The organism is Syntrophothermus lipocalidus DSM 12680, assembly GCF_000092405.1.
Lineage (GTDB): Bacteria > Bacillota > Syntrophomonadia > Syntrophomonadales > Syntrophothermaceae > Syntrophothermus > Syntrophothermus lipocalidus.
Map to the genome: position 1 here is coordinate 2,172,835 of NC_014220.1, position 24,302 is coordinate 2,197,136.

Sequence of the window (24,302 nt, forward strand, 5' to 3'; positions counted from 1 at the left end):
TCACCCGGCACTCAGGAGTAACAGCAAGCCAATTCCAACTCCAGTTTGTATCAAAAAAGATAGCTGTGGAAACTTCCTATAAAACAGCTCAACGGCTGAGTGCCGGGGCTGGCGCTTTGTCGACACTATTAAAATATGAAAATCGCCTCCTAACGGTTACTTTTGAGCTAAAAGTATGGCCTTCCTTATCTCTTCAACCACCTCCTTCAGCATGAACTCATCCCGCCCCTGGGCCATGATCCTTATCTTGGGCTCAGTCCCTGAAGGGCGAACCAAAACCTTGCCCCATTCTCCTAACCGGATGTCTGCTTTAGCTATCACCTCCTTAACGTTGTCGTTATCCAGTATCCCTTCCTTATCTTTTAGGTCCACATTAACCAGAATCTGTGGCAATCTTTCCATCTCCAGAGCTAGTTCTGACAAGGGTAACCCAGTCTCGCGCATGACTTCAGCCAATTTCAACCCGGAGAGTAAACCGTCCCCGGTAGTGGCGTAATCTAGCAGAATAATATGACCCGACTGCTCCCCTCCCATGCGAGCCCCGGTTTCCATCATTTTTTCCAGTACATACCGGTCTCCGACCTGGCAATACTCTACCTCAACTTTCTCCCGGCGCAGGGCAATGTCGAGCCCGATGTTGCTCATCACCGTGGCCACTACCTTGCTCGGGACCAGCCTCTTCGTCCTCTGCCAGTGCAGCCCGCAGATTACCATTATTACATCCCCATCCAGGACATTACCCCGCTCATCCACAACTATAACCCGGTCTGCGTCCCCGTCATAAGCCACTCCAAAATCGGCCTTGTGTTCCAGAACCGCCCGTCGCAGCTTCTCTGGGTAAGTGGACCCACACCGGTCGTTGATGTTGATGCCATTGGGATGGTTACTTATAGAAATGACCTTGGCCCCCAGTTCCTCCCAAAGGCGGGGAGCCACACTATAAGCAGCACCGTTTGCACAGTCCACGACCACGCAGAGCCCGCTTAAGTCACGCGGTGCCCGGTAACAGCTTTTCAAGTAATCGATGTAGTTCGTTTCCGCTTCTGCCACCTCGTAGACCCGGCCGATGCCGTCACCAACTGGACGGGCCAGGTCATCCACTCCCTTTTTAACCAGTTCTTCAATCCTGTCCTCGGTTTCATCGGGCAGTTTATAGCCGTTCGCACTGAAAAACTTGATGCCATTATCCTCCATAGGGTTATGTGAAGCGGAGATAACCACTCCGCTCGAAGCTTCATACCTGCGGGTAAGGTATGCTACTGCCGGGGTGGGCACTATCCCGGCTTTGAGAACGCTCGCCCCTGTAGACAGAATCCCGGCGATCAAGGCCGCTTCCAGCATATCTCCCGATATTCTAGTATCTTTGCCGACCAGTATCCGCGGGTGGTCGAACTCCTGGGCCAACACGTAACTCCCAGCCCGACCTAATTTATATGCTAACTCTGGAGTCAGGTCTTCGTTGGCTACGCCCCGGACCCCGTCCGTACCGAATAACCTCCCCAAAACTTACCCTCCCTTTCGCTTGGCGTAGAATACCTCACAACACTTCTCACGGTATCGCTATTGAGGAATCAAGCCGCCACTGTGGCTTTGTCGAGGGGCATTAGCCCGTCCGCTCAGAGACTCCTCGCATCAATAATACCATGATTGGCTTCAAGGGTTATCTTGTCAAGCGGTTTTTTATAGGTAGTGATGATAGTTTCTGCTACTCTCAACCCGTCTACCGCCGAGCTCACGATGCCCCCGGCATAACCGGCCCCTTCCCCGCAAGGATACAGTCCCCTGACACTGACCGAGCTGTAATCAGGCCCCCGCTCGATGCGTACTGGAGCCGAAGTCCTGGTTTCTACCCCTGTCAGCACCGCTGCCGGGTCAATGAATCCTTTCATTTTGCGTCCGAACTCCGTTATCCCCTTCTGCAGGACCCGGGCGAGCTCCAATGGCAGTACCTCCCACAGGTTGGCCGGGGTCACCCCGGGTCTGTACGTGACCTGGCCGTTCGGAATCCCAGAACCAACCCGTCCCGCTAGAAAATCCTCCAGCAGCTGGGCACAAGCCCGGTATCCTCCCCGCCCTGCGGCAAAGGCCTTACGCTCCACCTCTTCCTGGAAGCTAACTCCACCAAGTGAAGTGCCATCCCAGTCCGAAGGCGCCACGGTCACCACCAAGGCACTGTTGGCGACGCCGGAGTCCCGGTCATAGTAGCTCATCCCGTTAGTAACCACCGTCTCTGGTTCGGAGGCAGCGGCTATGACGTATCCCCCCGGACACATGCAGAAGGTGTACAAGGAGCGGCCGGTTTCCCGGTCCTGGTAGGTGAGGTGGTAGTCGGCAGGTCCCAAGCGAGGATGTCCTGCCCATTGCCCGTATTGGATGGTATCTATAAGGGCCTGGGGGTGCTCGACCCTCACTCCAACGGCAAACCCCTTGGGCACGAGGCTGATGTTGCGGTCGGCTAGGAGCCGGTAAACATCCCGAGCGCCGTTGCCGGTGGCAAGCACCAACACCGAACAAGGGACCTTGACCCGGTGGTTGACGGTTATCCCCCGCACTCTGCCCGCAGCCCAGTCGATGTCGGTAAGGCGGGCACCGAAGTAGACTTCGCCTCCCCACTCGAGGATTTGGCGACGCATCCCCTCCACCACCTTGCGCAGCCGGTCGGTCCCTATGTGAGGCTTTTTCAAGTAGCGAATCTCCTCCGGGGCCCCGAAGTTTACAAAAGTCTCGAGCACCTTATCTACCCGCTCATCCCCAATGCGGGTGATCAACTTGCCGTCGGAAAAGGTCCCGGCCCCGCCTTCCCCGAACTGGACGTTCGATTCCGGGTTCAAAACCCCGTTCTGCCAGAACTCTTCTACATCCTTCGCCCGCTTTCTTACCTCGCGCCCCCGCTCGATGACTACAGGCCGGTAGCCGTATCGCGCTAGTCCTAGCGCACAAAAAAGACCTGCAGGCCCAGAACCGACAATAACCGGCGAGTAGCGCACGGTCTCTTCCCCTTCCCTCAATTTAGCGGGTAGGCGATCCTGAATTATCGATACCTCCGGTGACGCCAAAACCGCCAGGTCCAAATCGGCCCGGCTGGAAAGCTCTACATCAACCGTATAGACCAGCACCACCTTTTGCCGGCGGGCGTCCACTGCCTTCCTGGCTATGCTCCAATTCCTTAGAGAAGCCGGTTTGACCCCCAGCCTGCCTGCGGCTAAATGCTTGAGCCGGTTCTCGTTTTCTTCCAAGCCCAGCCTCAGGTTACGAATCCTTATCTTCATGGGCTCTCCTCTTTAGTAACCGGTTTAACATCGACCATGACCCGGACCCGCTCCGGGAATGCCGAGACACCCTGGGGAACGGTTACAGCGGCCTCTTCCGTGAAAGGAAGGGTATGTCCCTCCAGGCTGACGGGGGATGTCGTCACTTGCAAGGAAGGAGCCGGGGTGCCGGGAGGCCCGATCAAAGTGACCTCGGACGGCTCTGCCCGCATATCCCCCAAAACGTAGCCGTCCGGCAGCTTGCCCGTCAGAGTAGGATTAACCGCAACTTTGGTCAGGGTACGTTCCTGGCCCACAACCACGTAAACCTTTACCTGGTCTGGGATCAAGGTGATGTTATCCGTTACGGTTTCCCCCCTCGCATCTACCGCCCGCGCCGGAGCATAGAACGAAGATGTTTCAGTCCGGTCAGTCAGGTCCAAAAACGTCACCACTGAGGCTACCTTTCTCACCACTTCTTGCGGCCCTTTTACCAGGCATTTTTCTGGGACCGTAATCATGCCTTCTACAGTATAACCGGCGGGCGGAGGTTTCTGCACCCGGCAGGTCACGGGAAAGATGTTTTCTTCGGTCTTAAAAACCTGAACCTTTACCTGTTCCGGCCGGATCTTGGTCACCCGGGCCCCAGGGACGGGCTCCACTTTGACCGGCAGGGTATAGATGCCGGGCTCCAGCCCTTTGAGGTCAATGTAGGCGTTTATGTCCGAGGCTTCTTTAGGAGTACCAATTACTTCCACGGAAACCTTGTCGGTATGTGAAGCCTTCAAACCTTCCTCGAGATTGATATGGTTGAGCTTGACTCCCGTGATCTCTTTGCGGGTGATGATAACGTTCTCGTTGGTGACGAACAGCCACAGCATCACCGCCAGCACCAACGAAATAATCTTCAAACCGGTGGTATTCTTCTTACTCCCGTTCATTTGGCCACCTCAAAACCTTGAAAACCTCGCTTTTGCGGTCTCTTTTGCCCAACAATTCTCGTTCAAGAATTTCCCGCACTCCCTTCTGGTCCAGATCGCGGCTAAGCTTGCCTTCGAGAGCGCAGGAAACACTCCCCGTCTCCTCCGACACTACTATGGTCAAAGCATCGGAAACCTCGGTGATGCCAATACCGGCCCGGTGCCTGGTTCCCAGGTCCTCGGCCAAGTTAGGGTTGTCGGTCAAAGGCAGAAAACACCCAGCCCTAACTATCCTTCCGTTGCTTACAATAACCGCCCCGTCGTGCAGAGGCGTCTTGGGGGTAAATATGTTGACCAGCAACTGGGAGCTGACCAGGGCATCCAGCGGCACGCCGCTTTCGATGTAGTCTTTGATACCCGTATCTCTCTCGACGACTATCAAGGCCCCGGTCTGGGTTTGAGAGAGGATAGCAACCGCTTTAAGTATTTCTTCTATGACCGTGTCTCTATCGGTCCAGCGGGAGGTGGTGCCAGCAAAAAAATGGCCCCGTCCCAGTTGCTCCAGAGCCCGGCGCAGTTCGGGTTGGAACACGACCGGTAAAGCCACGAACAGCATGGTCCACATCTTTTCCATCAGCCAGCCCACGACTTCCAGTTGCAGGTACCGAGAACCGATAGAGAAAACGAGTAGCAACAACAGGCCCTTCAGCAGCTGTTCTGCCCGGGTGCCCCTGATCAACAAGAGTAAGCGGTAGAAAAGGTAAGACACGATGAGTATGTCCAGTAAAGAAAGCACGACCTTTATTGGGTCGGTGATGAATTCTGACAATACCGCGATGTCCAGGAAACTGCCCCCCTGTCTAGATTCTTGAACAACCTAAATTCCGCGTTTGGATGAAAAAAAGAAGCATTGACATCAAACCCCAGGGCTTCTACGATATATTTTAAGTATTCGCGTGAGGTTTTGCAAAATAAGGAACAGGTTGCAATTTATTAGAGGAGGATAAAATAGACAAGTGGGAACTGTTCTCGTAGGCACCTGCGCCTGGAGCGATCACACCGATTTTTACCCCCCTGGTCTAAAACCCACCCGACAGCTAGAATATTATGCCCAGTTTTTCCCGGTAGTGGAGATCGACAGCACCTTCTACGCGCTTCAGCCCGCTCGCAATTTTGCCGGCTGGGCTAGAAAAACTCCGGAAAACTTTGTCTTCGATGTCAAGGCCTACCGGGTGATAACCAGGCACGACCGTTCCCCTATGGACAAGGATGAGCTCGCCTACATCGTCAATCGCTTCGCCTCTTCCCTGACTCCCTTGGAAGAAGCGGGCAAGCTGAGGGCGGTTCTGCTCCAGTTTCCCCCGTTTTTCGTCTGCAACCCCCGGAATATAAGCTATCTTCTGTGGTGCCGGGAGCGGCTGGCCTCCTTCACCCTGGCGGTAGAATTCAGGCACCGCTCTTGGTTTGAGGGCGATACGCGCGACCAGACCTTGAAACTGCTCGCCGATAACCGCCTGGTCAACGTGGTCTGCGATGAGCCCCAGATTGGGCAGGGCAGTGTACCGATGGTAGCAGAGGTAACCTACCCGAAACTCGTAATCTGCCGTTTCCACGGCCGCAATGCTCAAATGTGGTACAGAAAAGGCCTGAAAACGAGCGGCGAGAGGTTTAATTACCTGTACTCGGATGAAGAACTCGAAGAGCTTCTCGGACGAGTCTTGCCCCTATCTGAGAAAGCAGAAGAAATGCACATACTGATGAACAACAACTTCGGCGATTACGCGGTGAGAAACGCCCTCCGGATTCGCGAAATGCTAGGACAGCTAGCCACAAAGCCACAGGTAGGTACAGATTCATTTAACTAGACGCAGATTAACGCTGATTAATAATAACTAAAATTTATTAAATATATAGCAGTAATTTATAATTTTATAATCATATAAAATCTGCGTTAATCAGCGTCTAATACCAATCGTTTTATAATTTTTGCCACCACGCTGACTGCGTTGCCTCTTTTCTGCAAAACCCCTTCCACTACCAGCGGCGAGGTTTGGGGAGAGAATATAAGTCCTCCGTAGCGCTGATACACGTCTTCGAAAACCGTCACATCGGTGAGGCCGAACTCGTCCTCCAGCGACATAAAAACGGTAATCCTGCCGCTTTTGGTAGGGGGCCGGTGGGGGCAGAGCAGTACCCCTGCTACCTTTACCCAGCTCCCGTCCGGCAGGGCTGCCAGGTCCCGGCTGCTTTTAAAGCCGTTCCTCTTTAGGTAACCGCGGAACCTGGCCATAAGGTGCTCCCGCGGGCTCAAACCTAAGATTTCGAACTCCATCGCGTATTTTTCGTCCTCGGTAAAATCGGGGATGTCCATTTTCGCGTCTGCCGCCTCGCCGTCATCGAAGGCGATAATCCCTTCTTTTACGTTTCCCGCCGGTTGGGGTCGAAAATACAGCTTTCGGGCCTTGACCAATAGCCGGCGCCGGTTGGTATCGAATACATCTAAGGCCCCGCACTTTATCAGGTTCTTCATTTCGTCCCGGGCCAGCCCGGTTTTCTCCCACACCTCGGTCAGGGATGCAAACGGCCGGTAAACCAGGATTTTCTTCAACCCTTCCCGGCTGAGACCTTTTACCCGGGCCAGCGGAATCCGGATGCCGCCTTTTTCCACCCGGAAGGCTTCCCCGCTCCTGTTGATGCAGGGCGGGAGTATCTTTATCCCCCTCCGCCTGGCCTCATTCAGGATAACGTGAGGAGGGTAGTAACCCATGGGCTGGTTGCTGAGAACAGCCGCGTAGAACTGGGCCGGGTAGTGGCGTAAGAGGTATGCGGTCTTGTAACTGGTGGTGGCAAAAGCGGCGGCGTGGGCTTCGCAGAAGCCGTAGCTGGCGTAACCGGCCATGGCCTTGAATATCGTCGCTGCTGCTTCCTGGGACACCCCGTTTTCCACCGCTTTCTTGATAAACTCCCGCCCCACCTCATCCATCACTTTCTGGGAACGGGCGTGGGTCATCACTTTACGCAGGCGGTCGGCCTCTCCCGGAGTGAATCTGGCAATCGCGGTGGCAATCTCGATCACCTGCTCCTGAAAAAGGATGACCCCGTAGGTCTTGGCCAGGATAGGCTCGAGCGCGGGGTGCAGGAAAGTCACCGGTTCCCGGCCCTGCCGGCGGGATATATAGGGTTCTACCATGTTGCCTTTGATCGGCCCCGGCCTTATAAGGGCCACGCTGGCCACGATGTCCTCGATATCAGAGGCCCCCAGCCGCGCCTGCAGAGCTCTCTGGGCCGGGCTTTCCAGTTGAAAAACCCCGATGGTTTGTCCTTTGTTTATCATGCGGTAGGTAGCATCATCGTCCAGGGGTATTTTTTCGTAGTCGAACGTTTTCTTTTCCTGCTTGACTGCCCTTACCGTGTCTTCGACCGCCGACATCGCTCGCAAAGATAAAAGGTCGAGCTTAACGAGTCCCAGTTCTTCTACATCGTCTTTGTCGAACTGGGTAACGATTTCCCCTTTGGCCGACTGCTGGAGCGGGGTAATATCGCAGAGGGGCTCCCGGCTCACCACCAGCCCTCCCAGGTGGGTACCCAGAAAACGGGGAAAACCGGCCACTCTTTCACACAGGTCCAGCAGCAGCGCGAATTTGTCCCGATCCAGCCCGCTCTCCCGCAGCTCCGGCAGCAAAGACAGCATATCCCTAATCCGGTCGGCGTAGGCACCGTAAGGGAGCCTCTTGGCCACCCTGTCCAGTTCGGCTTCGGGCAGCCCCAAAGCTTTGCCCAATTCCCGCACCGCGGATCTTGCCCTGTACGTGCTGTAGGTGCAGACCTTCGCCACCTTGTCCTCGCCGTATTTCCGGGTAACGTACTCGGAGATGCGGTCGCGCCAGCGGGCATCGAAATCGATGTCGATATCCGGCTTCTCCGCCCGCTCCAGGCTCATAAACCGCTCAAACAGGAGCCCCCGGGCTAGGGAATCTACCTCGGTTATCCCCAAACAATAGGCTACAAAAGAATCGGCGACCGATCCTCGCCCTGTATGCCGTATCCCCTGCCGGCGGGCGTATTCGACTATATCCCAAACCACTAAGAAATAGTCGGCATAACCCAGGGTATTGATGATGTGGATTTCGTGTTCCAGCCTCTCTTCGACCCTTCGCGTTACCCGGCCGTACTTTTTCCTGGCCCCGCGGTAAGCAAGTTCTCTAAGAAGTGACTCCGCCGTCTGGCCGGGAGGCGGGTTGAACCTAGGGAAAAGAGAGGCGCCCGGTTCCAGAGAAGGCCGGCACCGCTCCGCTATCTCCCACGTATTAGCTACCGCCTGCGGGTACTCCCGAAAAAGCTTCTTCATTTCCCGTTCTGGCTTGAGATGGTTCTCGGCATTGAGCGGGCGTTCCGGGTGTACCTCGTACACCCGGGTCAAGGTTCGGACGCAGGTCAGGATGTCGTGAACCTTAAAGTCCTCCGGACACGCGTAGTGGACGTTGTTGGTGGCCACCACACCCACCCCCAGTTTCTCGGCCAGTTCGGCCAGGTCCCGGTTTAAGGTCCTGGTGCCGGGCAGGTAGGTATCCTGCAGTTCCAGGTAGAAGCCGTCTTTTCCCCATATCTCCAGGTAAGCCAGAGCAGCCCGGTAAGCGGCATCGTACTGGCGGGAAAGAATCCGGGCCGGTATCTCCCCTTTGCGGCAGCCCGACAGGGCGATGATGCCTTCCGCGTGCTCCTTCAGTATATCTAGGCCCGCCTGAGGCTGGCGCCGGGGATTATCCAGATGGGCTTTGGTTAAAATACGGCAGAGATTACGGTAGCCTTCTTCATCCTCGGCTAAAAGGGTAAGGTGGTATCCCCCGGCTACGGTCACCTCCACCCCCTGGATAGGCTTTATTCCCGCTTTTTGGGCTTCTAGCTTGAACTGGACCGCGCCGCACAGGTTGTCGTGATCGGTCAGGGCCAGGGCCGGCATGCCTGATTCAGCCGCCCTGTCTACCAGGCTCTTGATTGAGCTCCCCCCGTCCAGAAATGAAAAACAGCTGTGCACGTGAAGATGCACGAACATCCTACCACCTGCCCCAAGAACGAGCCACAGATGAACTCAGATAAGCACTGATTAACACAGATGTTTATATTTGACGCTGATTAACGCAGATTTTTTAATAATTAATGCATACGACTTAAAATTGCGAGGAATGCGGTTCATTTTCTGGTAGTGATACCGCTTGGTGTATATAAGGGGGGTTGCGTAAATCAGCGTTTAAATCAAAAATAAATCTGTGTTCATCTGCCCGGCACTCAGCTGACTGACATTGTAACATGCCACTGGTTCCCGAAAACCCTAGCCGCTAATCAAAGACTTGAGCTGAGTGCCGGGTCAGTGTCCATCTGTGGTTTACTTCCGGAGCAGACCCCCATGACATCTGGCGGTATCACCACTAGAGAATGGAAACTTCGGATTCTTTAGAAAATCTTCAATTAAGGAAAATCTGTGTTCATCTGCCCGGCACTCAGCTGACTGAAGTCGTAACATGACAGCAAGTCCCGAAAACGCTAGACGTTAACCAAAGACTTGAGCTGAGTGCCGGGTCAGTGTGCATCTGTGGCTAGTTTTCGGACTTATCCGTCAATCGTAGATCTTGTACAGGCTCCAGCCCTGGCCGGCACCATCGGAAAACAACTCTAAAACCATCCCGTTCTCGAGCTCCAGGCGGTAAAAAAGCTTGGGCGGCTCGCTCTCCCACCAGCAGCCGGTATCGTACCACCGGTCTAGGATAACCGCCACTTTCGCCCACCTGCCCTTCCACTTTACTTTCTGGGGCTCCCCCTCTTCGTTTTTCATCACTTCTAAGCCTTGGAAAAGTAGCCGACTCACCTGGTCTCACCCGAAAAACGCCAGGGATCCCAAAAGGATAAAACCTCTTCCCTGCGCCCGATCTTTACTCCCCGCGAAATCATACCGGGATATTTTTCGTTCAAGGCCAAGGCAACAGCTGTCAGGTCATGCCGGGGCCTGGGCTTAAGGTCAAAAAGATCCTGCTCAGCCAGTTCCCAGTCGTAAAGCGATGAAACCTCTACCCTCACCCCAACCACGGGACCGGTAAGAGTCAGTTTGTCTAAAAGCAAAACCAGGACTTCATACAGCTTCCTTTCTTCCCGGTATCCCCACGGTACTAACCGTCCTTCCTCACATGTATCCTCCTCGGATGCCAGCGCCAGCTTGACAAAGCGGCATCCCTTTCTCCTGGAATACAGCAGAGAAGCCAGCACCCGGGCAGATTCCCGCAAAACCCGGGCTATTACTCCCCTGCTTTCAGTTTCCCCTTCCAGGCCGAAAGCCAAAGCCAGCTTGCCCGGAGGGTAAAGGTTGACCAGGGGGGTGTCGTCAAGCCCGCGGCCGTGCCGGTAGACTGTATAACCGTGTTCTCCCAGCATCTCCACCAGTTCGTCCAACCGCAGGTCCTGCAGTTCTCCGTAACTTTTGAAACCTAACCGGCTCAAGGCATCGAGAACCTTCGGAGGCAAAAGCCAATCCATGGTTATGGGAACAGTTTTCATAAAATACTTTTCCTGGCCAGGAGCTGTCTCGAGGCAATAGAAGCCGGAATCACCTATCGAGCCCGCTTGCCAGAAGGCACGGGCCAAAAGCCTGGCCACGAACTTGTTCCTGCCTATTCCTACCAGCACCGGCCCCCAGCTCCTATCCGGTCCCAAACTCGTTTTCAGTTTTGCTATTTCCTTTTCGGTGCTGCTCCCTGTAAGGTCAAAAAAGCATTCCTCATCACTGACCGGCTCGATGATAGGGGAAACCCTGGTCAGAGCCTCTAGATAACGATTACAGGCTCCTTTGTACAGGGGCTCGTCATAAGCCAGAAAAAAAGCATCCGGGCACTTGCCTTTCGCTTCGGCTACGGGTAACCCTTCCAAACCGTACCCTCTCAGCTCGGGCGAAACCCCTGTTACCCGCCCCTCACGGAATATGACCAGGGGCTGCCGGCCAAGCCAGGGATGCTTTCGTCGGGCCCACCCGGCATAAAGATAAGGGAAAAATATGCAGGCCACTCTGCTCATAACATCACCCAAACATATGTTCGTATGAGTATTTTATAACGGTACCCTGAGTGTGTCAACCTGACCTTTTTCATCTTTGATTTCACTTTAAAAACTACTTCCGAAGAGGTGGCGGCTGCCTGTTTGCCTGTATGTAGCGCCGAGGCCAATAATGGCCACAACATATTAGGTTAAGACTATGCGGTTGACTCTTTTCGCGGTGATATCTGATTACGAATTCTGAAAAAGTCTGCGTAAATCAGCGTCTGAATCATATTTAAATTTTCAAATCGAGATCGGATTTGACGTTTTTTTGACGATCTCCCGATATAATTTCGCTGAAGAATTCTGCGGATTTCCTTTCTGTATTCGGGAACCAAGTTCTGTCTTTACGAAAGGGAGGTCGATCTATGTTGAAAAAGATTCGGGTCTACGGCGCAGTGTTGCTCGCGATGATACTGTGTTTTTCTCTGACCGGGTGCGGCCCAGGCGAATCCAAGAATGAGCCGCAGGGACAAAGCAATCAGCCTTCCACCAAGACGCAGGTCAGCGAGCCGGCGAAGGAGGAATCGCTTTCCGATGTCTTGGCCAAAGGGCAAGGGCTGAAAAGCATGTCGTATGAATTCATTCTGACAACCCCCCAGGGGACTCAAACCGGAAAGGTGTGGCTCGACGGGAATCGCCTCAAGACCGATTCCACTATCGAGGGCAAAAGGATAGTTACTTTTTTTGACCGCACTACCAACACCGTCATTACTTACTACCCCGAACAAAACCAAGCCGTCAAATTGTCTGCAGGAACAGATTCGAACGAGGCCCCTTCTCCCACCGACTACACCGGAAACCTCAACCCCAATAAAGTAAAAGTAATCCGAACCGAGATCTACGACGGGGCACGCTGCAAGGTCTTGGAAATGATTGCCCCGAGCAGCCAGGGAGAGAAGGTCCTGCTTTGGGTTCGCGAGGATCTGGGTTTGCCTGTCAGGGTTGAAACTACCGCCGCTTCAGGAGAAAAGACAATAATGGAATACAAAAACATCTACGTGGGTTCCTTGCCGGCCGATACCTTCGAACTCCCTCCCGGCGTCCAAGTTACGGATCTCAACAGCATGATGAACAAGCTCCCGGCCAACCTGCCAAATCGGTAGCACGCCCTGCAGAGGGATGCGGTTAAGGAGGAACCACGTGTCATGGATGAAGACCGCAACCGAACAAAGGAGATCCTCGGCTTCAGCTTTATAATGCTGGCAGGTATCGCGGTCACCATATGGGGGGCCCGCATCGTCTACCAGGCCTTGGCCAGCCTGTCCTGGCCTTCATGTCCGGGGCGGGTTGTGTCTTCTCAGGTAAAAGACATCAGCCACGAGCCACGAGACGGTCCTTCCTACTGGGCGGAGGTAGTCTACCGGTACACGGTTGACGGTAAAGAGTACACCTCGGAAAACGTTTTCTTCGGCCAGTACAGCTCAGGCAGTCCTGGCCCGGCCCGGCGTCTGGTAGACAGGTACCCGGCCGGAAAAGAGGTCACCGTTCACTACGCTCCTGATAACCCGGCCCTAGCTGTTTTGGAAATCGGGTTTTCGTGGGCTGCTTTTGCGGTTCTGCTTATAGGCATCATTTTTACGGCAGTTGGGGCGGCGGGGATCTGGTATACGGTTGCCGCGTCGAAAAAAGGAGAAGATGTGAAAAGTTACAACTGAGAAAGGAGAAGATGAACCAATGCATAGGTATTTTTTGCCGGTCATAATCCTTGTGGTGCTGTCGCTGGCGGCACTCGCGGGCTGTGGATCGCCGAAACAGGCTGTACAGGAAAACGAGACCAAATCGACTTCCCAGCCGCGCGAGACGTCGAACGTCTCCTGGCCTGAATGGTCCGGCCCGCAAAGCCTGGGCCCTGGCGGGACTTTGCCGGAATTATGGCACGTTGATTTCGTCCATTTCCCGAAACCGGGCTCGGCCCACTGTTACAAGATAGGGATCGATTCCGAAGGCAACTGGGGAGATACTTACAACGAAAAGGGGAAACTCACCGACCAGGAACTCGCCGCCGTAAAGTCAGCTTTAGCCAAAGTGAACTGGAACTTGGTCCCCCAATGGTCCACGAAGGACTACGTCGCTTATACCGCGACTCCAAAATCATGGCCGTTTCCGAGCGACGAGAACCCTTATTTTCAGGTAATGATATGGCTGGGGCAAACTTATAACTCGCCTCCTTACGATGGAAGGGCGGTCGTGGCTGATTTGAAAGCTCCTTGCCCGCCAGAAATTAAGGAAATTATAGATATTTTAAAGCCATTGCAAGAGAAATACGAGCCTCAGATACACTAATACACTAAGATTCCCATTGAACCGAGAACCATGTTCGGTGTTACCGAAGCGAAAGGAGGAATGTCTATGATTTTTGTACTGTTGAGAAGACGCAGCCCGGCAATCCTTTTGTCAATTTTTATGCTTGTCTCTTTTTCACTCTTCCCTCCCACCGGGCCAGCCGGCGGCGTTTCGCCGGAGGCGTCGCTGTCCATCACTGCCCCGCGTGACGGGGAGACCCTGCTGGCCGGCCAGTCTTATACCGTTGCCTGGACGTATACAGGTGATGTAGGGCGGTACGCCCGGATTCAGCTTTATAAAGGAGGCCAGTTCAAGACCACCATTTCTTCTTACACGTCGGTCGGCAGCGACGGAGCCGGCACCTACTCTTGGAAGATCTCCTCCACTTTAGCCGAAGGCGATGATTACCAGATAAAGATTACGAGCACCTCTAAAAGCACCGTTTTCGTTATGTCGAGCAGTTTCCGCGTTAGGCAGGCAAGCCAATCGGTGTCTCCCACGGTTTCCGGTCTGCCGGTCGATGTATCGAAAATCTTGCCATTATCGGAGCAAAAACAGAGCAGCTCTCAAGTCTCGGACGAAGACAAACCGTCAACAGCCCCGGCTGCTGCCCAGACCGGACCTGACCTGACCATAACCGAGATCAAGATGCAGCCGGATCCCGCTAATCTAGGGGCTAATGTTACCTTTTCGGTAACGGTCAAAAATGCCGGTAACAGCGCCTGTCCCGCGGGGGGTACGGTCAAGATAACGTCTGCCGGGGTAATTAAAACTAAGACCATGTCTTCGCTTAATTCCCAGGCCAGCTCCACTGTTACCGTAGCAGGGGTCACCTTGCCGCAGGCCAGCAAGGAGGAAATAACCGTTCAGGTAGAACCGCCGGCCGGCACGGCCGATATCAACCCGAGTAACAACAGCCGGCAGTACAGCCCTAATACCCTGGAACCGGACCTCACGGTGACCAAAATCGTAACCGTTCCCTCGGTTGCTGCTCCCGGATCGCTGGTTAAAGTCACGGTCACGGTTAAAAACCTGGGACCCGGGTCCTGCCCGGCGGGAGCTGCGGTGAAATTGACCGGAAGCCCGGGCACTCCGGAGGCCACTCAAACTTCCTCTACCCCAATAGCCAAGAGCTCGGAGCGGCAGTTCACCTTCGAAAGTTTCCCGATGCCGTCGAAGGCCACCGACAAGCTTACGGCTGAGGTTCTCGCCCCGCCTGATGTCAAAGAAGTTTCAGCGAACAACAATACCTTGAGCCTGCAGCCGAGTTTACCGTCGGTCGACCTCACCATAACCGCGGTCAAGATGCAGCCGGATCCGGCCAGCCTGGGGGCTAACGTCATCTTGTCGGTAACCGTCAAGAACGCCGGAAGCACTCCCTGTCCGGCTGGCGGCGTGGTCAAGATTACGGCAGGCGGCACTACCAAAACCAAGAACATGTCTTACCTTGGGGCCCAGGCTAGCTCCACCGTCACCGTGGGCGGGGTTACTTTGCCGACCGCCGGCAGCCCAGTCATGACCATCCAGGTGGAACCGCCTGCCGGTACGGGTGATATCAACCCGGACAACAACAGCCAGCAGTATACCCCGAACATCATCAAACCGGACCTCACCGTGACTGGTATTTCCACTAGTCCCTCCAAGGCCGCTCCCGGAGCGCCGGTCAAAGTGACGGTCACGGTCAAGAACCTGGGACCCGGTACCTGCCCGGCTGGAGCTACGGTGAAGCTGACCGGAAGCCCCGGGGCCCTGTCTTTGCAGACTGTATCTAACACTATAGCCAAGAACTCTCAGAAGCAGGTGATCTTCAACGGTTTCCCCATGCCCTCCAACACCAACGACAAGCTTGTCGCCCAAGTATCGACGCCTTCTGGAGTAGGCGAGGTCTCAACTGCCAACAACACCGCGAGCCTGCAGCCCAGCCTCCTCTTGCCGACCGTCGAGTTCGTTTCCCTCACCTCCAGCGGTTACTGGTCGGCAGGTGGCGGCAAACCGGCTCTGGGAGACCCTATATTCTTTAAGGCCACCTTGAAAAACACCTCTAACTACCAGATAACCAACCTTCCGGTGCAGCTCAGCTATCAGGGACAGGTGATTAAGACCAACTACATCAACATCAATCCTAAAAGCTCGGCCAGCACCGAGTTCGACGTGGTTGTGCACCCGGCGGCCCTGCCTCCTAGCCAGAATACGGTCACCTATACCGTCACCGTCAATCCGCCAGGACCGGGAAGCCTGCTTATCTCTCCGGCGACCCTGAGTAAAACCATCACCCTCGAGATACTCAAAACCGGAACCGTCTATGCGCTGATCCGCCAGCCCGACAACAGCACGTTTGACGAGGGTGGTTTCACCGTTACCTGCAGCGCAGGCTCCTACTACCAGGAAGTAAACACGGGAGAAGCCTCCATGGCTATCTTCCGCGATGTCCCCATCGGGGTTAACCTGCAGGTAAAAGCCAGCAAGACGGGTTATATAGGCTATAACGGGCAGGACATCTTCAGCGGTATGCTGACCTCGAGCAGTATGAATGTCAAGCTCTACCTCACCAACATGGGGAGTGCCGCGGTCGGGGCCAAGAGCCAGGCTACGGGCAATTTCCTTTCCGGAGTGACCGTGGAGGTTGTAGGAACAGGGCAGCAAGACATGACCACCCAGGCTGGACCCGCCAGCTTCAGCCTGCCGGCCGGCACTTATACCTTCCGCCTCTCCAAGCGGGGCTTCGCACCTACTACCGTAACCGGCACCGTACGGGCAGGACAGGTGACCGACGTGACCGGCACCATGAGCTATACCACCATGACCACGGTAAGCGGTAGAGTAGTGGATCAAAACGGAAATCCTCTGACTGGTCAAAAGGTAGACGTGATCAAGTGGATTAATAACAGCGTCGTTGCCTCTACCACCACCGACAACGGCGGCAGTTACACCGTAACCTTCGACAACCACAACGTAGATCCCATGTACCTTAAAGCCGTTAAAGGCAACGCCAGCGGCAGGTCGGAACCGGAGTGCTTCTACCCGGGCTTGAGGTACCGGGTAGACTTGGTCGTGTCACCGCCCCCGCCGCCACCTCCGGCTTCGGGCTGGCATGAAATCAAGAAAAAGGGGTGCGCGCGGGCTATTGCCGCCAGCGTTCCCGACACCTTCTTCACCCAAGGGTGGGATGTCAGCACCACCCTGGGTATCTTCGGCATCCGCTTGAAGTACCGCAACGAGCAGTCGGAGATCGCGGAGGTCAAGGTCGAGTTGGCCAGCGGTCCGGCTGCCATTTACAATGTCAGCACCCAGTACAACCCGGGGACCGTGCTGGGAGAAACGGCTTCAGCGGCAGCCCAGTCTCTGATCCCGACCATGAGCGATACCTCGGCCGATCTCCTGTCGTTCCTGATCGAGGAGAGCGCCCCCGGGATCACCCTTTCCGCCGAAGGTGGGGTGGGCCGGACCATTGTTTGTCTGGACCGGATCGAAATAATCGACCGCGACAGCGGCCAGGTCGTCTGGGCCAGCAACTCCGGTTTCAGCACTCTGGACAGCGGCTACTCCTGGACCAACCGCTCTTACGCCACCGGCGGAGTCGACTGGGCCAAGGCCATCATCCGCGCTTATATCTACCTGGACGGCACGGATATGCTAGGCCCGCAGAATGACAGGTGCAAGATGGTAAGTTGGGACCCAGGCAAGAAAATCGTCAGGTACTTCAACGCACCCCGGAACCACCCGCGATTCAATGTGGGAGACTGACGAACTAGGAACATTTTGCTGAACAGTTTTTTAACGGAGAGGGGTGCCGGTAACGTGCCGCCGGTGCCTCTCCCAGTTATATGCCAAAATCTCAGAAAGGAGAGGGAGATGGATGTACAGATGGTCTTTTCTCGTTCTTCTCTTCATTCTGGTCCTCGTGGCAGTTGCCGGATGCGGCGACAACAAAAGGGCTGACTCTTCCGGCAGCACGCAAAGAGCCAAACAGGCTGAGCAGGGTGCGCCGCAACCTGCAACAACCGGCACCTTAACGGCAAAGGAGGCCTGCTCGCAGCTTGCTGCAAGCGCCCGTCAATGGGCGAGTGACGCCCGCCCTTATAAGTTGGAGGGCAAGGCTGATCAGGACGGGGCAACCATAACGGACGGCAAATGTTCGAACTGGAGGGTATGGTTCTCTTCGCCGTCCAAAAAGGAAATTTGGGTTTTCTCCTTCAGGAACGGGCAACCTTACCGCTACCCGGAGGGCGGTGGAGGAAACCTACCGTATGAGGTTCCCGACTGGAACAACGATTGGCGGATCGACAGCGACAAGGCAGCGCAGGTCGCTGCGGAAGCGGGTATAAAGGAGGTTACGTCGATGAAGATGTACGAAAAGGCATCATTCGTTACAACCCCGCGGGAGGTGCCCCCGTCCTGCAAGGTCTGGTGGGATATCTATGGCCGGGACCAGGCCGGGAACGGCAAGCGCGTATACCTGGACGCCTCGACAGGTGCAGTCCTGGAATAGTTGACATGTCTTGGGAAGGATGGGAAGCGGTTCAGCGCAGTCGACTGACATCCGTAATCTAAATACCGAAAAGGATAAGGCCAGGCAGCGGGGTGGGCCAAGCCCGCTGCCTGTGCCTAGATATGTTCATATGTGTATGTAGTCAAAATCGATCGTCTTGAGGTCAATCGTCGTGTGCAATACGCTTATGCTTATGGTACGATATCGCCCACTCTGGCTGCGATATCAAGGCTGAAAGACAAAATAGTCTGGCATATCGATTTCGGCGTTATTTTCGCCCTAGGCCTTATCGTCTACTGGCCAGCAGCCAACTCAGTGGTAAGAACAACTCCTTTAGATCCGCTTCAGCTCGTTAGTGCTTTAGGGTTGGCGGCTGTCGCAACTCTTTGGTGGGAAATCGTGAAACTGTTCGAAGCAAGAACCGCTTAATCCTTACCTTTTATAACAGCCATCGGCATCATCCGGGCTATCTTGCGGGTTAGACCGATCTCAACCAAGGTATCAACCACTTCTTCAATATCTTTGTAGGCCTGAGGAGCCTCATCCACAACATCTCGAAAATTGCGCGTGTTGTAGAGAATCTCCCCCATACTGGCTTCGAACTCTTCCTTCGTAATACTCCTTTCCGCAGCCGAGCGGGACAGGGTCCTTCCCGCTCCGTGATTCACGGAAAAGAAAGACTCTGCAGCCAGGTCTGTCCCCACTAATACGTACGAAGCAGTGCCCATGCTGCCCGGTACCAATGCAGGGTGCCCGGTCCCGCGATAGACAGGGGGATTAGCCGGGTGTCCGGGAGGCAGGGCTCGGGTCGCCCCTTTGCGGTGCACCAGCAGCCGTCTTCCGCCGTGCTCCTCCCACTTGGCAATGTTGTGAGCCACGTCGTAGACTACCTGCAATCCTATGTCTTCTAACCGCAGTCCCAGTACCTGGACAAAAGCCTGCCGAATGTCGGCCGTAATTATCTGCCGGTTAGCAAAAGCGTAGTTGACCGCACAGGCCATAGCAGCGTAGTAACTCCTTCCTTCTGCGGAATCAATAGGAGCACAGGCCAGACCCTTACTTGGAAGCTCAATTCCATAACGGGGTGCGGCCGGGATATGGCCCTTGGAGTAGTCAGTGCAGATTTGGTGACCGAAGCCCCGGCTTCCGGTGTGGATCATGACCGTCAACTGCCCCTCAAAAAGGCCAAAACGTTCAGCCACTTCCGGATCGAAGACCTTGTCGACCCTCTGCAACTCGATGAAATGGTTCCCTCCCCCTAGGGTCCCCAGCTGTTCCGAGCCCCGCTTGATTGCTTCTCTACTCACTTCTGCCAAGTCAGCTCCTGGCAGGCAGCCGTTTTCTTCAATACGTTCTATGTCTTCCGGGCATCCGAAGCCAGCCTTTACTACCGCTGTTGCCCCCTGGTAGACTACCTCTTCGAAAATGCGGGCAGTAATGCCACGGTGAAGTCCTTTCTTCCCGACCCCGGTCGGAACCAGCGCTTCGACTTCGGTCATAAGCTTGCGTAAGAGAGGCCGGTCAAAACTGTCGGCAGAAAGCTCGGTCCGCAAGAGCCGAACCCCACAGTTGATATCCATCCCTACCGCCCCCGCAGAAATCACGCCTTCTTCGCTCACTGCCATTACCCCTCCGATGGGTAAACCGAAGCCTTCGTGTATGTCGGGCATTCCCAGCACTGGCTCTACTACCCCTGGCAGTTGGGCTGCATGAGCTAGCTGCTGCAAAGAGTTGTCCCCCCTTACATGCTCCAACAGCGCGGGACTAGCATAAACTAAACCGCTGACCCTCATCTTGCCCTGACGGGGCAGGCGGTAACGGTTGAAACCTACCTGCTCCAGCTTCATACTCCCACCCTTCCTTCGTGCTCCGGCCTATCTTAATCATAACACTGCGCGGGGTTTACCATAAACCGCCCGAAACTGCCACTTGGATAACTAAGCATACCCCAAGCAGGATTCCTTCCAACTTTTGTAGAATGAGATTTAAATTAAAGCCGAAGACCAGACGGGTACGAAAAAGGGGGCTGTGCTTCGTGGGGTGGTTCGATTTTCTAACCGGTAAGAAAGCGAAACAGGGAGATGCCCGCCCGTTCATTAAAAGCTACCTAGAAGAGAACTGGGAAGACCTCTTAGCCGACTGGACAGAAATGATTGAAGAGGCTACGTCTCTCGGCGCCGTATTTGACAAAAAAGAAATGATGCGTAAAGAAGTCCAGGCCTTGGCCGAAAAAATTTCCGCCATCCTCAAAGACAACGACCTGCGGCCCCCGGCTAACCTGTCCGGTCTCATACGAGAAGAAATCAACGAAAAGATGCTATCGGAAGCACGTCCCGTGATTCGCGAGTTCGTGGCCGGATATCGAAAACCGGGGATTCCGTGGCCTCAAGAGATAGATATCCCGTGGCAGGATATGGGTAAGTTAGAGACAGCCCTGGCCGAAAAAGGGGTGGATTTGTCCCTTTTACAGTACGATACGTCTGAAGAGAAAATCCGGAGCCTTCTGGACAAGTACGGGATTCGCAAGCGACCGAGTTTTCAGGACGCAGAGGCTTGGGCCCGCACCTTCAGCTACAGCAACGAGGACATAGTTGCCCTCAAAGCAGCTCTAAAAAGGGACAACATCTACCTGCAGGCGGTAGAGCACTGCCTGGGCAACTTGCGGGCACTGGTTAAAGACGAGCTGGTGTCCATGCAAGACGACTGGTTCGAGTCATCTTTCCGGAAGGTCAACCCAGGACTCCCGGAAAAACCGAGCAAAATGCAGTGGGTAGCCGCTTATGTGAAGACCTTCTTCCAAGACCGGTCATACTTGGGCCATTTGCAAAGGCTGGCGGCTAAACACGGAGTCACTTTTAGCAACGAAGAATTAGAGAAAATGGTGAGTTCGGAAATCGAGGTCCAGAAAATATCGCGTAGCTGATGTGGTTATAAAATAAGACGCAGACCCCAACGACACTGGGAAGTGTCACCACTAGAGTATGAAAACTTGGTTTTCCAGGGGGAGAATCTGGAAATCCTGTAATAAAAAATCTGTGTTCATCAGTGACCATCTGTGCACATCTGTGGCTAGTTTTCGGGGCAGATTAACGCTTTTTAAGAAATCTGCGTTAATCAGCGTCAAATGGACGACTATCAATCTGTGGCTCTTTTTTCGCGTTTACTTTCAAAGATCTTGATGATAACGTAGGCGATGAGAACAATAATTCAGGCCGACTACATAGATGGCAAACTGCAGGTACTTGCTCCAGGCATAATTGATGTCCTCGGGTATGAGCCGGTTGAGTATAGACTCTATGGGTCGTCGAAAGACCCGGTCGGTTATAAATGCCACCGAAAAGGAGACCATAAAGGTGACGACGAGTAGGATTACGACCATAATACTCCCCACTTAAGGACGTAGTACAACGTCTCCGCCCAGGCATGACTCGGTTATTGAAGGTATTTGACATCGTGGTTGGCCTCTCCTGCTCGAAGCTCGGCAACTTTGTATGCATTAGAGCCTAGATGAGTCGTATGGAGGTGTAGTTAAACTGAACCTTAGCAAAATCGGAATCTTTTGCTTGTTACTGGCTGCCTTATTGGGAGGAACCTCCTGTGCCTCCAAAACCCCTATACCTAAAAAAGCGGAGTCTAGGAAGTCGCCCCAGGTACAGGTCATAAACTGGCGCTGGTACCAGTCGTCGGACCTATTCTTTGTAGCTGAAGGCAAGATAAAGAACGTTTGCAAGGAGGATTTGGACCAAGTAAAAGTTGTGTTTAGCCTGTACGATAAAGAGGGCAATCTTTTGAAAAACGAGTCCGCCGATATTAAATCGAAGACTTTAGGCCCGGGGAAAGTATCCCTTTTTCGAGTAGCAGCTACTGTACACCCCAAGGCTTGCCTGGCACGGGTTGACTTCCGAGACTTTTATGGGGATTTTTTGACCGTGGATCGAAAAGGGGAGTCCATCCTTAAACCCATGACAACACCTTGATGTTTTCTTAACCCTGGCCCGACCTTCAGTGTCGATCTTGATTGGCGACCAGCGTTTTCGGCCTCAACGCCCTATTGGGATTTAAGCTGGCTCAGTGCCGGGTACATTTAAACGGGTATTAGCCGGACTGCCTGTAGCACTCGACGGCTTCTTGTTCTTTACCCGGGTGTTCTGGAGCGTAAATGCCGCGCAGTTCAATAACTACAGCAAGATAAACCATCTGAAAGAATTGGTTTGAACAATGTCCTACATAATTAGGAAGCGGAGGGTTTGCGCATGGCGATAAGTGATGATCTTGCATACGAATTAGCTTATCTTTCCGCCAACGGCTTAGATCTGGAATGGTCAGATATGGTTTGCCCGGACTGCGGGAGCAAGTTAACGGTAATAGCAGTCAACGACAACCGGGTTCCCGATTTCGAAGTGGTCATCTGCCCGGTCTGTGAAGCGCAGGTTAAGAGAATAAGAGCTGATATAGGCTACAGGATTGCGGAAATCAAAACTTCCGCCCCGTAGGTCGGTTTAGAAAAGTTTTGCGTGAATGGCCCCTTTTAATCGGAACAGCGGTAATTCAAGGCTTGGGCAGCAGTCTTGAGTAAGCATGGCTCCAAAAAATGTTTGGCTTATCCCCTGTTAAAGCAGGATTTTTGGTTGCTGCGGAGAAGTATCACTGAGTCGTGTCTCAAATTTAACAATGAAGGACGGGAGGATGGAACAAGTGAAAGTATTGTTGACGCTGCTGCCTATTGCCCTCGTATTGGTGTTATTGGTGTACGGAAAATGGGCTGCTGATACCAGTGGGTTGGTAGGATGGGTCCTCACCCTTATAATCGCTGGCCTTTTCTTTCATACCTCGATGCAGGTTGGTCTGACCGCGAGCATGGCAGGGATAATCGCTTCTTTCCCTGTTTCCTTGATGGTAGCTACTTCTATTTTTCAGATAACCTTTCTAGAATGCACCGGGGCTTTGAAGCGCATTGTTCTTTTCGTAAAGACTGTGGCCCGCCAGGATCACTGCGTTCAGGTCATGATTATAAACATGGGTATCGGGACTCTTCTCGTCGCGGTTGGGGCTACCCCGGTATCGATTCTTCCCCCTATTATGATCGCCCTCGGCTACTCGACGTTCGTGGCAATCGCTCTTCCGGCTCTAGGGTTTGACTCATTGTGCACTTATGCCCTCTTAGGTGCTCCGCTAGTGGTATACGCAGACATGACCGGAACCCCTCTTACAACTTCGGCGTTAATCTTTGCGAAGTTTATGCCAGTGGTCTCCACTATGATTGGCTTCGGTATGCTCTGGATAGTCGGGGGATGGCAGAAAATGAAAGAAGGGGCTGTTCCGTGCTTGCTGGCGGGTTTAACCATGGGGTTCACTGCGGTGGCCGTAGCCCACATCGGCAAAGGCATTGTGTTAACAGGGGTCATAGCCGGCATAGCCACTATCCTCATGATGCTCCTATACTTGAAATTGAAAGGTCGCCCCATACTCGACCGGGCTTCTTTGACTCCGGAAGAACTGGAAACTGAGAGTACCATGTCCCTGGGACGAGCTTTGAGCCCGTGGCTCATCCTCATCGGTGCCTGCCTCTTTATCAATTTCTATCCCCCGGTCTTCGACTACCTGTTCAAACAGCTGGCAATGCCAGTCAACATCATTCCCGGCGGCAAACCGATAATGACCAGGATGCTGTGGAATGCTTACACCTGGGTTATTATAAGTACCTTGCTGGCAGTGCCGTTCATCCGGCCTTCCAGGCAGGAGTGGCGTGAGGTTTTGGTCAAGTGGTGGCATAGAGCCCCGCGTCCTGTTTTTTCGGCGGCTGTATTTTTTGCCATAGCTTACGTAATGAATTATTCTGGTTACGTTTCAGTTACAGGCAATTGGTCATTGCTCAAACCGAGCAATAACATGGTCTACATCCTGGCCACCAGTTCAGCCGAGTTCTTCAGAGGCCTATACCCGGCTGTAGCCGCCTTTCTTGGTTTGTTGGGTGGCTTCGTAACAGGCAGCGAAGCCTCCACCATAGCCCTGTTTACCAAGTATCATCTATTAACTTCCAAACTCTTGAACGTAAACGCGCTCATAGTAACGGCGGGAACAGCGATAGCCGGAGGCCTAGCCAGCGTCATATCTCCTGCTAAACTGCAAAACGCAGCCGCAACCATAGACGCCCTGGGGACCGAGTCACAAGTAATAAAAGTCGCGGTAATACTAGCACTCATACTTACCAGCGTGGCTGCGGTCCTAACCTTGCTGTGGGCTTAGCAAGCTAAATCAAAAGAGGCCCTTAAAAAGGGC

At 54.0% G+C, this 24,302-nt stretch carries 21 protein-coding genes; 13 read left to right on the forward strand and 8 right to left on the reverse strand.

The genetic code is table 11. The features are described from left to right. Positions 1-156: 156 nt before the first annotated feature. The 4 genes from glmM to cdaA form a co-directional block, all read right to left on the reverse strand. A complete protein-coding gene (gene glmM, locus SLIP_RS10575) occupies positions 157-1,503 on the reverse strand; it encodes a phosphoglucosamine mutase (RefSeq protein ID WP_013176281.1) in 1,347 nt (448 codons plus the stop codon). Between the two features lie 113 nt (positions 1,504-1,616). Beyond that, positions 1,617-3,269, reverse strand: coding sequence for an NAD(P)/FAD-dependent oxidoreductase (locus tag SLIP_RS10580; RefSeq protein WP_013176282.1), 1,653 nt, complete (start codon positions 3,267-3,269; stop codon positions 1,617-1,619). Beyond that, a complete protein-coding gene (locus tag SLIP_RS10585; protein WP_013176283.1) occupies positions 3,266-4,189 on the reverse strand; it encodes a CdaR family protein in 924 nt (307 codons plus the stop codon). The genes SLIP_RS10580 and SLIP_RS10585 overlap by 4 nt, the downstream gene beginning before the upstream one ends. Further along, the gene (cdaA, locus tag SLIP_RS10590) at positions 4,176-4,997 is read right to left on the reverse strand and encodes a diadenylate cyclase CdaA (protein ID WP_013176284.1); all 822 of its coding nucleotides are present in this window, start codon (positions 4,995-4,997) and stop codon (positions 4,176-4,178) included. The genes SLIP_RS10585 and cdaA overlap by 14 nt, the downstream gene beginning before the upstream one ends. Positions 4,998-5,184: 187 nt before the next feature. Between cdaA and SLIP_RS10595 the strand changes: the two genes are divergently transcribed. Beyond that, positions 5,185-6,033: a DUF72 domain-containing protein gene (locus SLIP_RS10595; protein ID WP_013176285.1), complete on the forward strand. Its 849-nt coding sequence runs from the start codon at positions 5,185-5,187 to the stop codon at positions 6,031-6,033. A gap of 86 nt (positions 6,034-6,119) precedes the next feature. Here SLIP_RS10595 and SLIP_RS10600 read toward each other — a convergent pair whose 3' ends face one another. From SLIP_RS10600 to SLIP_RS10610, 3 genes are all read right to left on the reverse strand, one after another. Continuing rightward, a complete protein-coding gene (locus SLIP_RS10600; protein ID WP_041433028.1) occupies positions 6,120-9,221 on the reverse strand; it encodes a DNA polymerase III subunit alpha in 3,102 nt (1,033 codons plus the stop codon). A 561-nt stretch (positions 9,222-9,782) separates the two neighbouring features. Further along, positions 9,783-10,031, reverse strand: coding sequence for a DUF6504 family protein (locus tag SLIP_RS10605; RefSeq protein ID WP_013176287.1), 249 nt, complete (start codon positions 10,029-10,031; stop codon positions 9,783-9,785). After that, the gene (locus tag SLIP_RS10610; RefSeq protein ID WP_041433030.1) at positions 10,028-11,227 is read right to left on the reverse strand and encodes a DNA polymerase Y family protein; all 1,200 of its coding nucleotides are present in this window, start codon (positions 11,225-11,227) and stop codon (positions 10,028-10,030) included. The genes SLIP_RS10605 and SLIP_RS10610 overlap by 4 nt, the downstream gene beginning before the upstream one ends. Before the next feature lie 389 nt (positions 11,228-11,616). Between SLIP_RS10610 and SLIP_RS10615 the strand changes: the two genes are divergently transcribed. The 6 genes from SLIP_RS10615 to SLIP_RS10640 all read left to right on the forward strand — a co-directional run bounded on the left by SLIP_RS10615 (position 11,617) and on the right by SLIP_RS10640 (position 18,452). Then, on the forward strand, positions 11,617-12,354 hold the full coding sequence (locus tag SLIP_RS10615) for a LolA family protein (RefSeq protein WP_013176289.1): 738 nt from the start codon (positions 11,617-11,619) through the stop codon (positions 12,352-12,354). Positions 12,355-12,396: 42 nt separating this feature from the next. Continuing rightward, entirely contained in the window at positions 12,397-12,906 is a 510-nt protein-coding gene (locus tag SLIP_RS10620; protein ID WP_013176290.1) for a DUF3592 domain-containing protein, read from the forward strand. Between the two features lie 19 nt (positions 12,907-12,925). Continuing rightward, complete coding sequence (locus tag SLIP_RS10625; RefSeq protein ID WP_013176291.1) at positions 12,926-13,534, forward strand: hypothetical protein; 609 nt, start codon at positions 12,926-12,928, stop codon at positions 13,532-13,534. A gap of 66 nt (positions 13,535-13,600) precedes the next feature. After that, positions 13,601-17,278 (forward strand): CARDB domain-containing protein, encoded by a 3,678-nt coding sequence (locus tag SLIP_RS10630; protein WP_013176292.1) that lies wholly within the window; start codon positions 13,601-13,603, stop codon positions 17,276-17,278. A gap of 112 nt (positions 17,279-17,390) precedes the next feature. Then, a complete protein-coding gene (locus SLIP_RS10635) occupies positions 17,391-18,023 on the forward strand; it encodes a hypothetical protein (RefSeq protein ID WP_013176293.1) in 633 nt (210 codons plus the stop codon). Positions 18,024-18,197: 174 nt separating this feature from the next. After that, positions 18,198-18,452: a cation transporting ATPase C-terminal domain-containing protein gene (locus SLIP_RS10640; RefSeq protein WP_041433032.1), complete on the forward strand. Its 255-nt coding sequence runs from the start codon at positions 18,198-18,200 to the stop codon at positions 18,450-18,452. Here the strand turns inward: SLIP_RS10640 and SLIP_RS10645 are convergent. Further along, a complete protein-coding gene (locus tag SLIP_RS10645; protein WP_013176294.1) occupies positions 18,449-19,870 on the reverse strand; it encodes an RtcB family protein in 1,422 nt (473 codons plus the stop codon). The genes SLIP_RS10640 and SLIP_RS10645 overlap by 4 nt on opposite strands. 188 nt (positions 19,871-20,058) lie before the next feature. Between SLIP_RS10645 and SLIP_RS10650 the strand changes: the two genes are divergently transcribed. The 6 genes from SLIP_RS10650 to SLIP_RS10670 all read left to right on the forward strand — a co-directional run bounded on the left by SLIP_RS10650 (position 20,059) and on the right by SLIP_RS10670 (position 24,269). Beyond that, positions 20,059-20,946 (forward strand): hypothetical protein, encoded by an 888-nt coding sequence (locus tag SLIP_RS10650; RefSeq protein ID WP_013176295.1) that lies wholly within the window; start codon positions 20,059-20,061, stop codon positions 20,944-20,946. Between the two features lie 270 nt (positions 20,947-21,216). After that, positions 21,217-21,390: a hypothetical protein gene (locus SLIP_RS12800; RefSeq protein ID WP_169303764.1), complete on the forward strand. Its 174-nt coding sequence runs from the start codon at positions 21,217-21,219 to the stop codon at positions 21,388-21,390. A gap of 214 nt (positions 21,391-21,604) precedes the next feature. Continuing rightward, a complete protein-coding gene (locus tag SLIP_RS13040; RefSeq protein ID WP_278078301.1) occupies positions 21,605-22,000 on the forward strand; it encodes an FxLYD domain-containing protein in 396 nt (131 codons plus the stop codon). A 94-nt stretch (positions 22,001-22,094) separates the two neighbouring features. Beyond that, positions 22,095-22,238 carry a hypothetical protein gene (locus SLIP_RS12805; protein WP_169303765.1) on the forward strand — a complete coding sequence of 48 codons (144 nt, stop codon included), beginning with the start codon at positions 22,095-22,097 and terminating at the stop codon, positions 22,236-22,238. A 38-nt stretch (positions 22,239-22,276) separates the two neighbouring features. Continuing rightward, on the forward strand, positions 22,277-22,516 hold the full coding sequence (locus SLIP_RS10665; protein WP_013176297.1) for a hypothetical protein: 240 nt from the start codon (positions 22,277-22,279) through the stop codon (positions 22,514-22,516). 193 nt (positions 22,517-22,709) lie between these two features. Continuing rightward, a complete protein-coding gene (locus SLIP_RS10670) occupies positions 22,710-24,269 on the forward strand; it encodes an L-lactate permease (protein WP_041433036.1) in 1,560 nt (519 codons plus the stop codon). Positions 24,270-24,302: the final 33 nt, after the last annotated feature.

What these genes read in the sequence shown, in the direction of transcription:
- SLIP_RS10670 (WP_041433036.1), top strand. Translation starts at nt 22,710, where the DNA reads ATGGAACAAGTGAAAGTATTGTTGACGCTGCTGCCTATTGCCCTCGTA.
- SLIP_RS10600 (WP_041433028.1), bottom strand. Translation starts at nt 9,221, where the DNA reads ATGTTCGTGCATCTTCACGTGCACAGCTGTTTTTCATTTCTGGACGGG.
- SLIP_RS12800 (WP_169303764.1), top strand. Translation starts at nt 21,217, where the DNA reads ATGAGAACAATAATTCAGGCCGACTACATAGATGGCAAACTGCAGGTA.
- SLIP_RS10665 (WP_013176297.1), top strand. Translation starts at nt 22,277, where the DNA reads ATGGCGATAAGTGATGATCTTGCATACGAATTAGCTTATCTTTCCGCC.
- SLIP_RS10610 (WP_041433030.1), bottom strand. Translation starts at nt 11,227, where the DNA reads ATGAGCAGAGTGGCCTGCATATTTTTCCCTTATCTTTATGCCGGGTGG.
- SLIP_RS10585 (WP_013176283.1), bottom strand. Translation starts at nt 4,189, where the DNA reads ATGAACGGGAGTAAGAAGAATACCACCGGTTTGAAGATTATTTCGTTG.
- SLIP_RS10615 (WP_013176289.1), top strand. Translation starts at nt 11,617, where the DNA reads ATGTTGAAAAAGATTCGGGTCTACGGCGCAGTGTTGCTCGCGATGATA.
- SLIP_RS10580 (WP_013176282.1), bottom strand. Translation starts at nt 3,269, where the DNA reads ATGAAGATAAGGATTCGTAACCTGAGGCTGGGCTTGGAAGAAAACGAG.
- SLIP_RS10645 (WP_013176294.1), bottom strand. Translation starts at nt 19,870, where the DNA reads ATGAAGCTGGAGCAGGTAGGTTTCAACCGTTACCGCCTGCCCCGTCAG.
- SLIP_RS10635 (WP_013176293.1), top strand. Translation starts at nt 17,391, where the DNA reads ATGTACAGATGGTCTTTTCTCGTTCTTCTCTTCATTCTGGTCCTCGTG.
- SLIP_RS10620 (WP_013176290.1), top strand. Translation starts at nt 12,397, where the DNA reads ATGGATGAAGACCGCAACCGAACAAAGGAGATCCTCGGCTTCAGCTTT.
- SLIP_RS10625 (WP_013176291.1), top strand. Translation starts at nt 12,926, where the DNA reads ATGCATAGGTATTTTTTGCCGGTCATAATCCTTGTGGTGCTGTCGCTG.
- SLIP_RS10630 (WP_013176292.1), top strand. Translation starts at nt 13,601, where the DNA reads ATGATTTTTGTACTGTTGAGAAGACGCAGCCCGGCAATCCTTTTGTCA.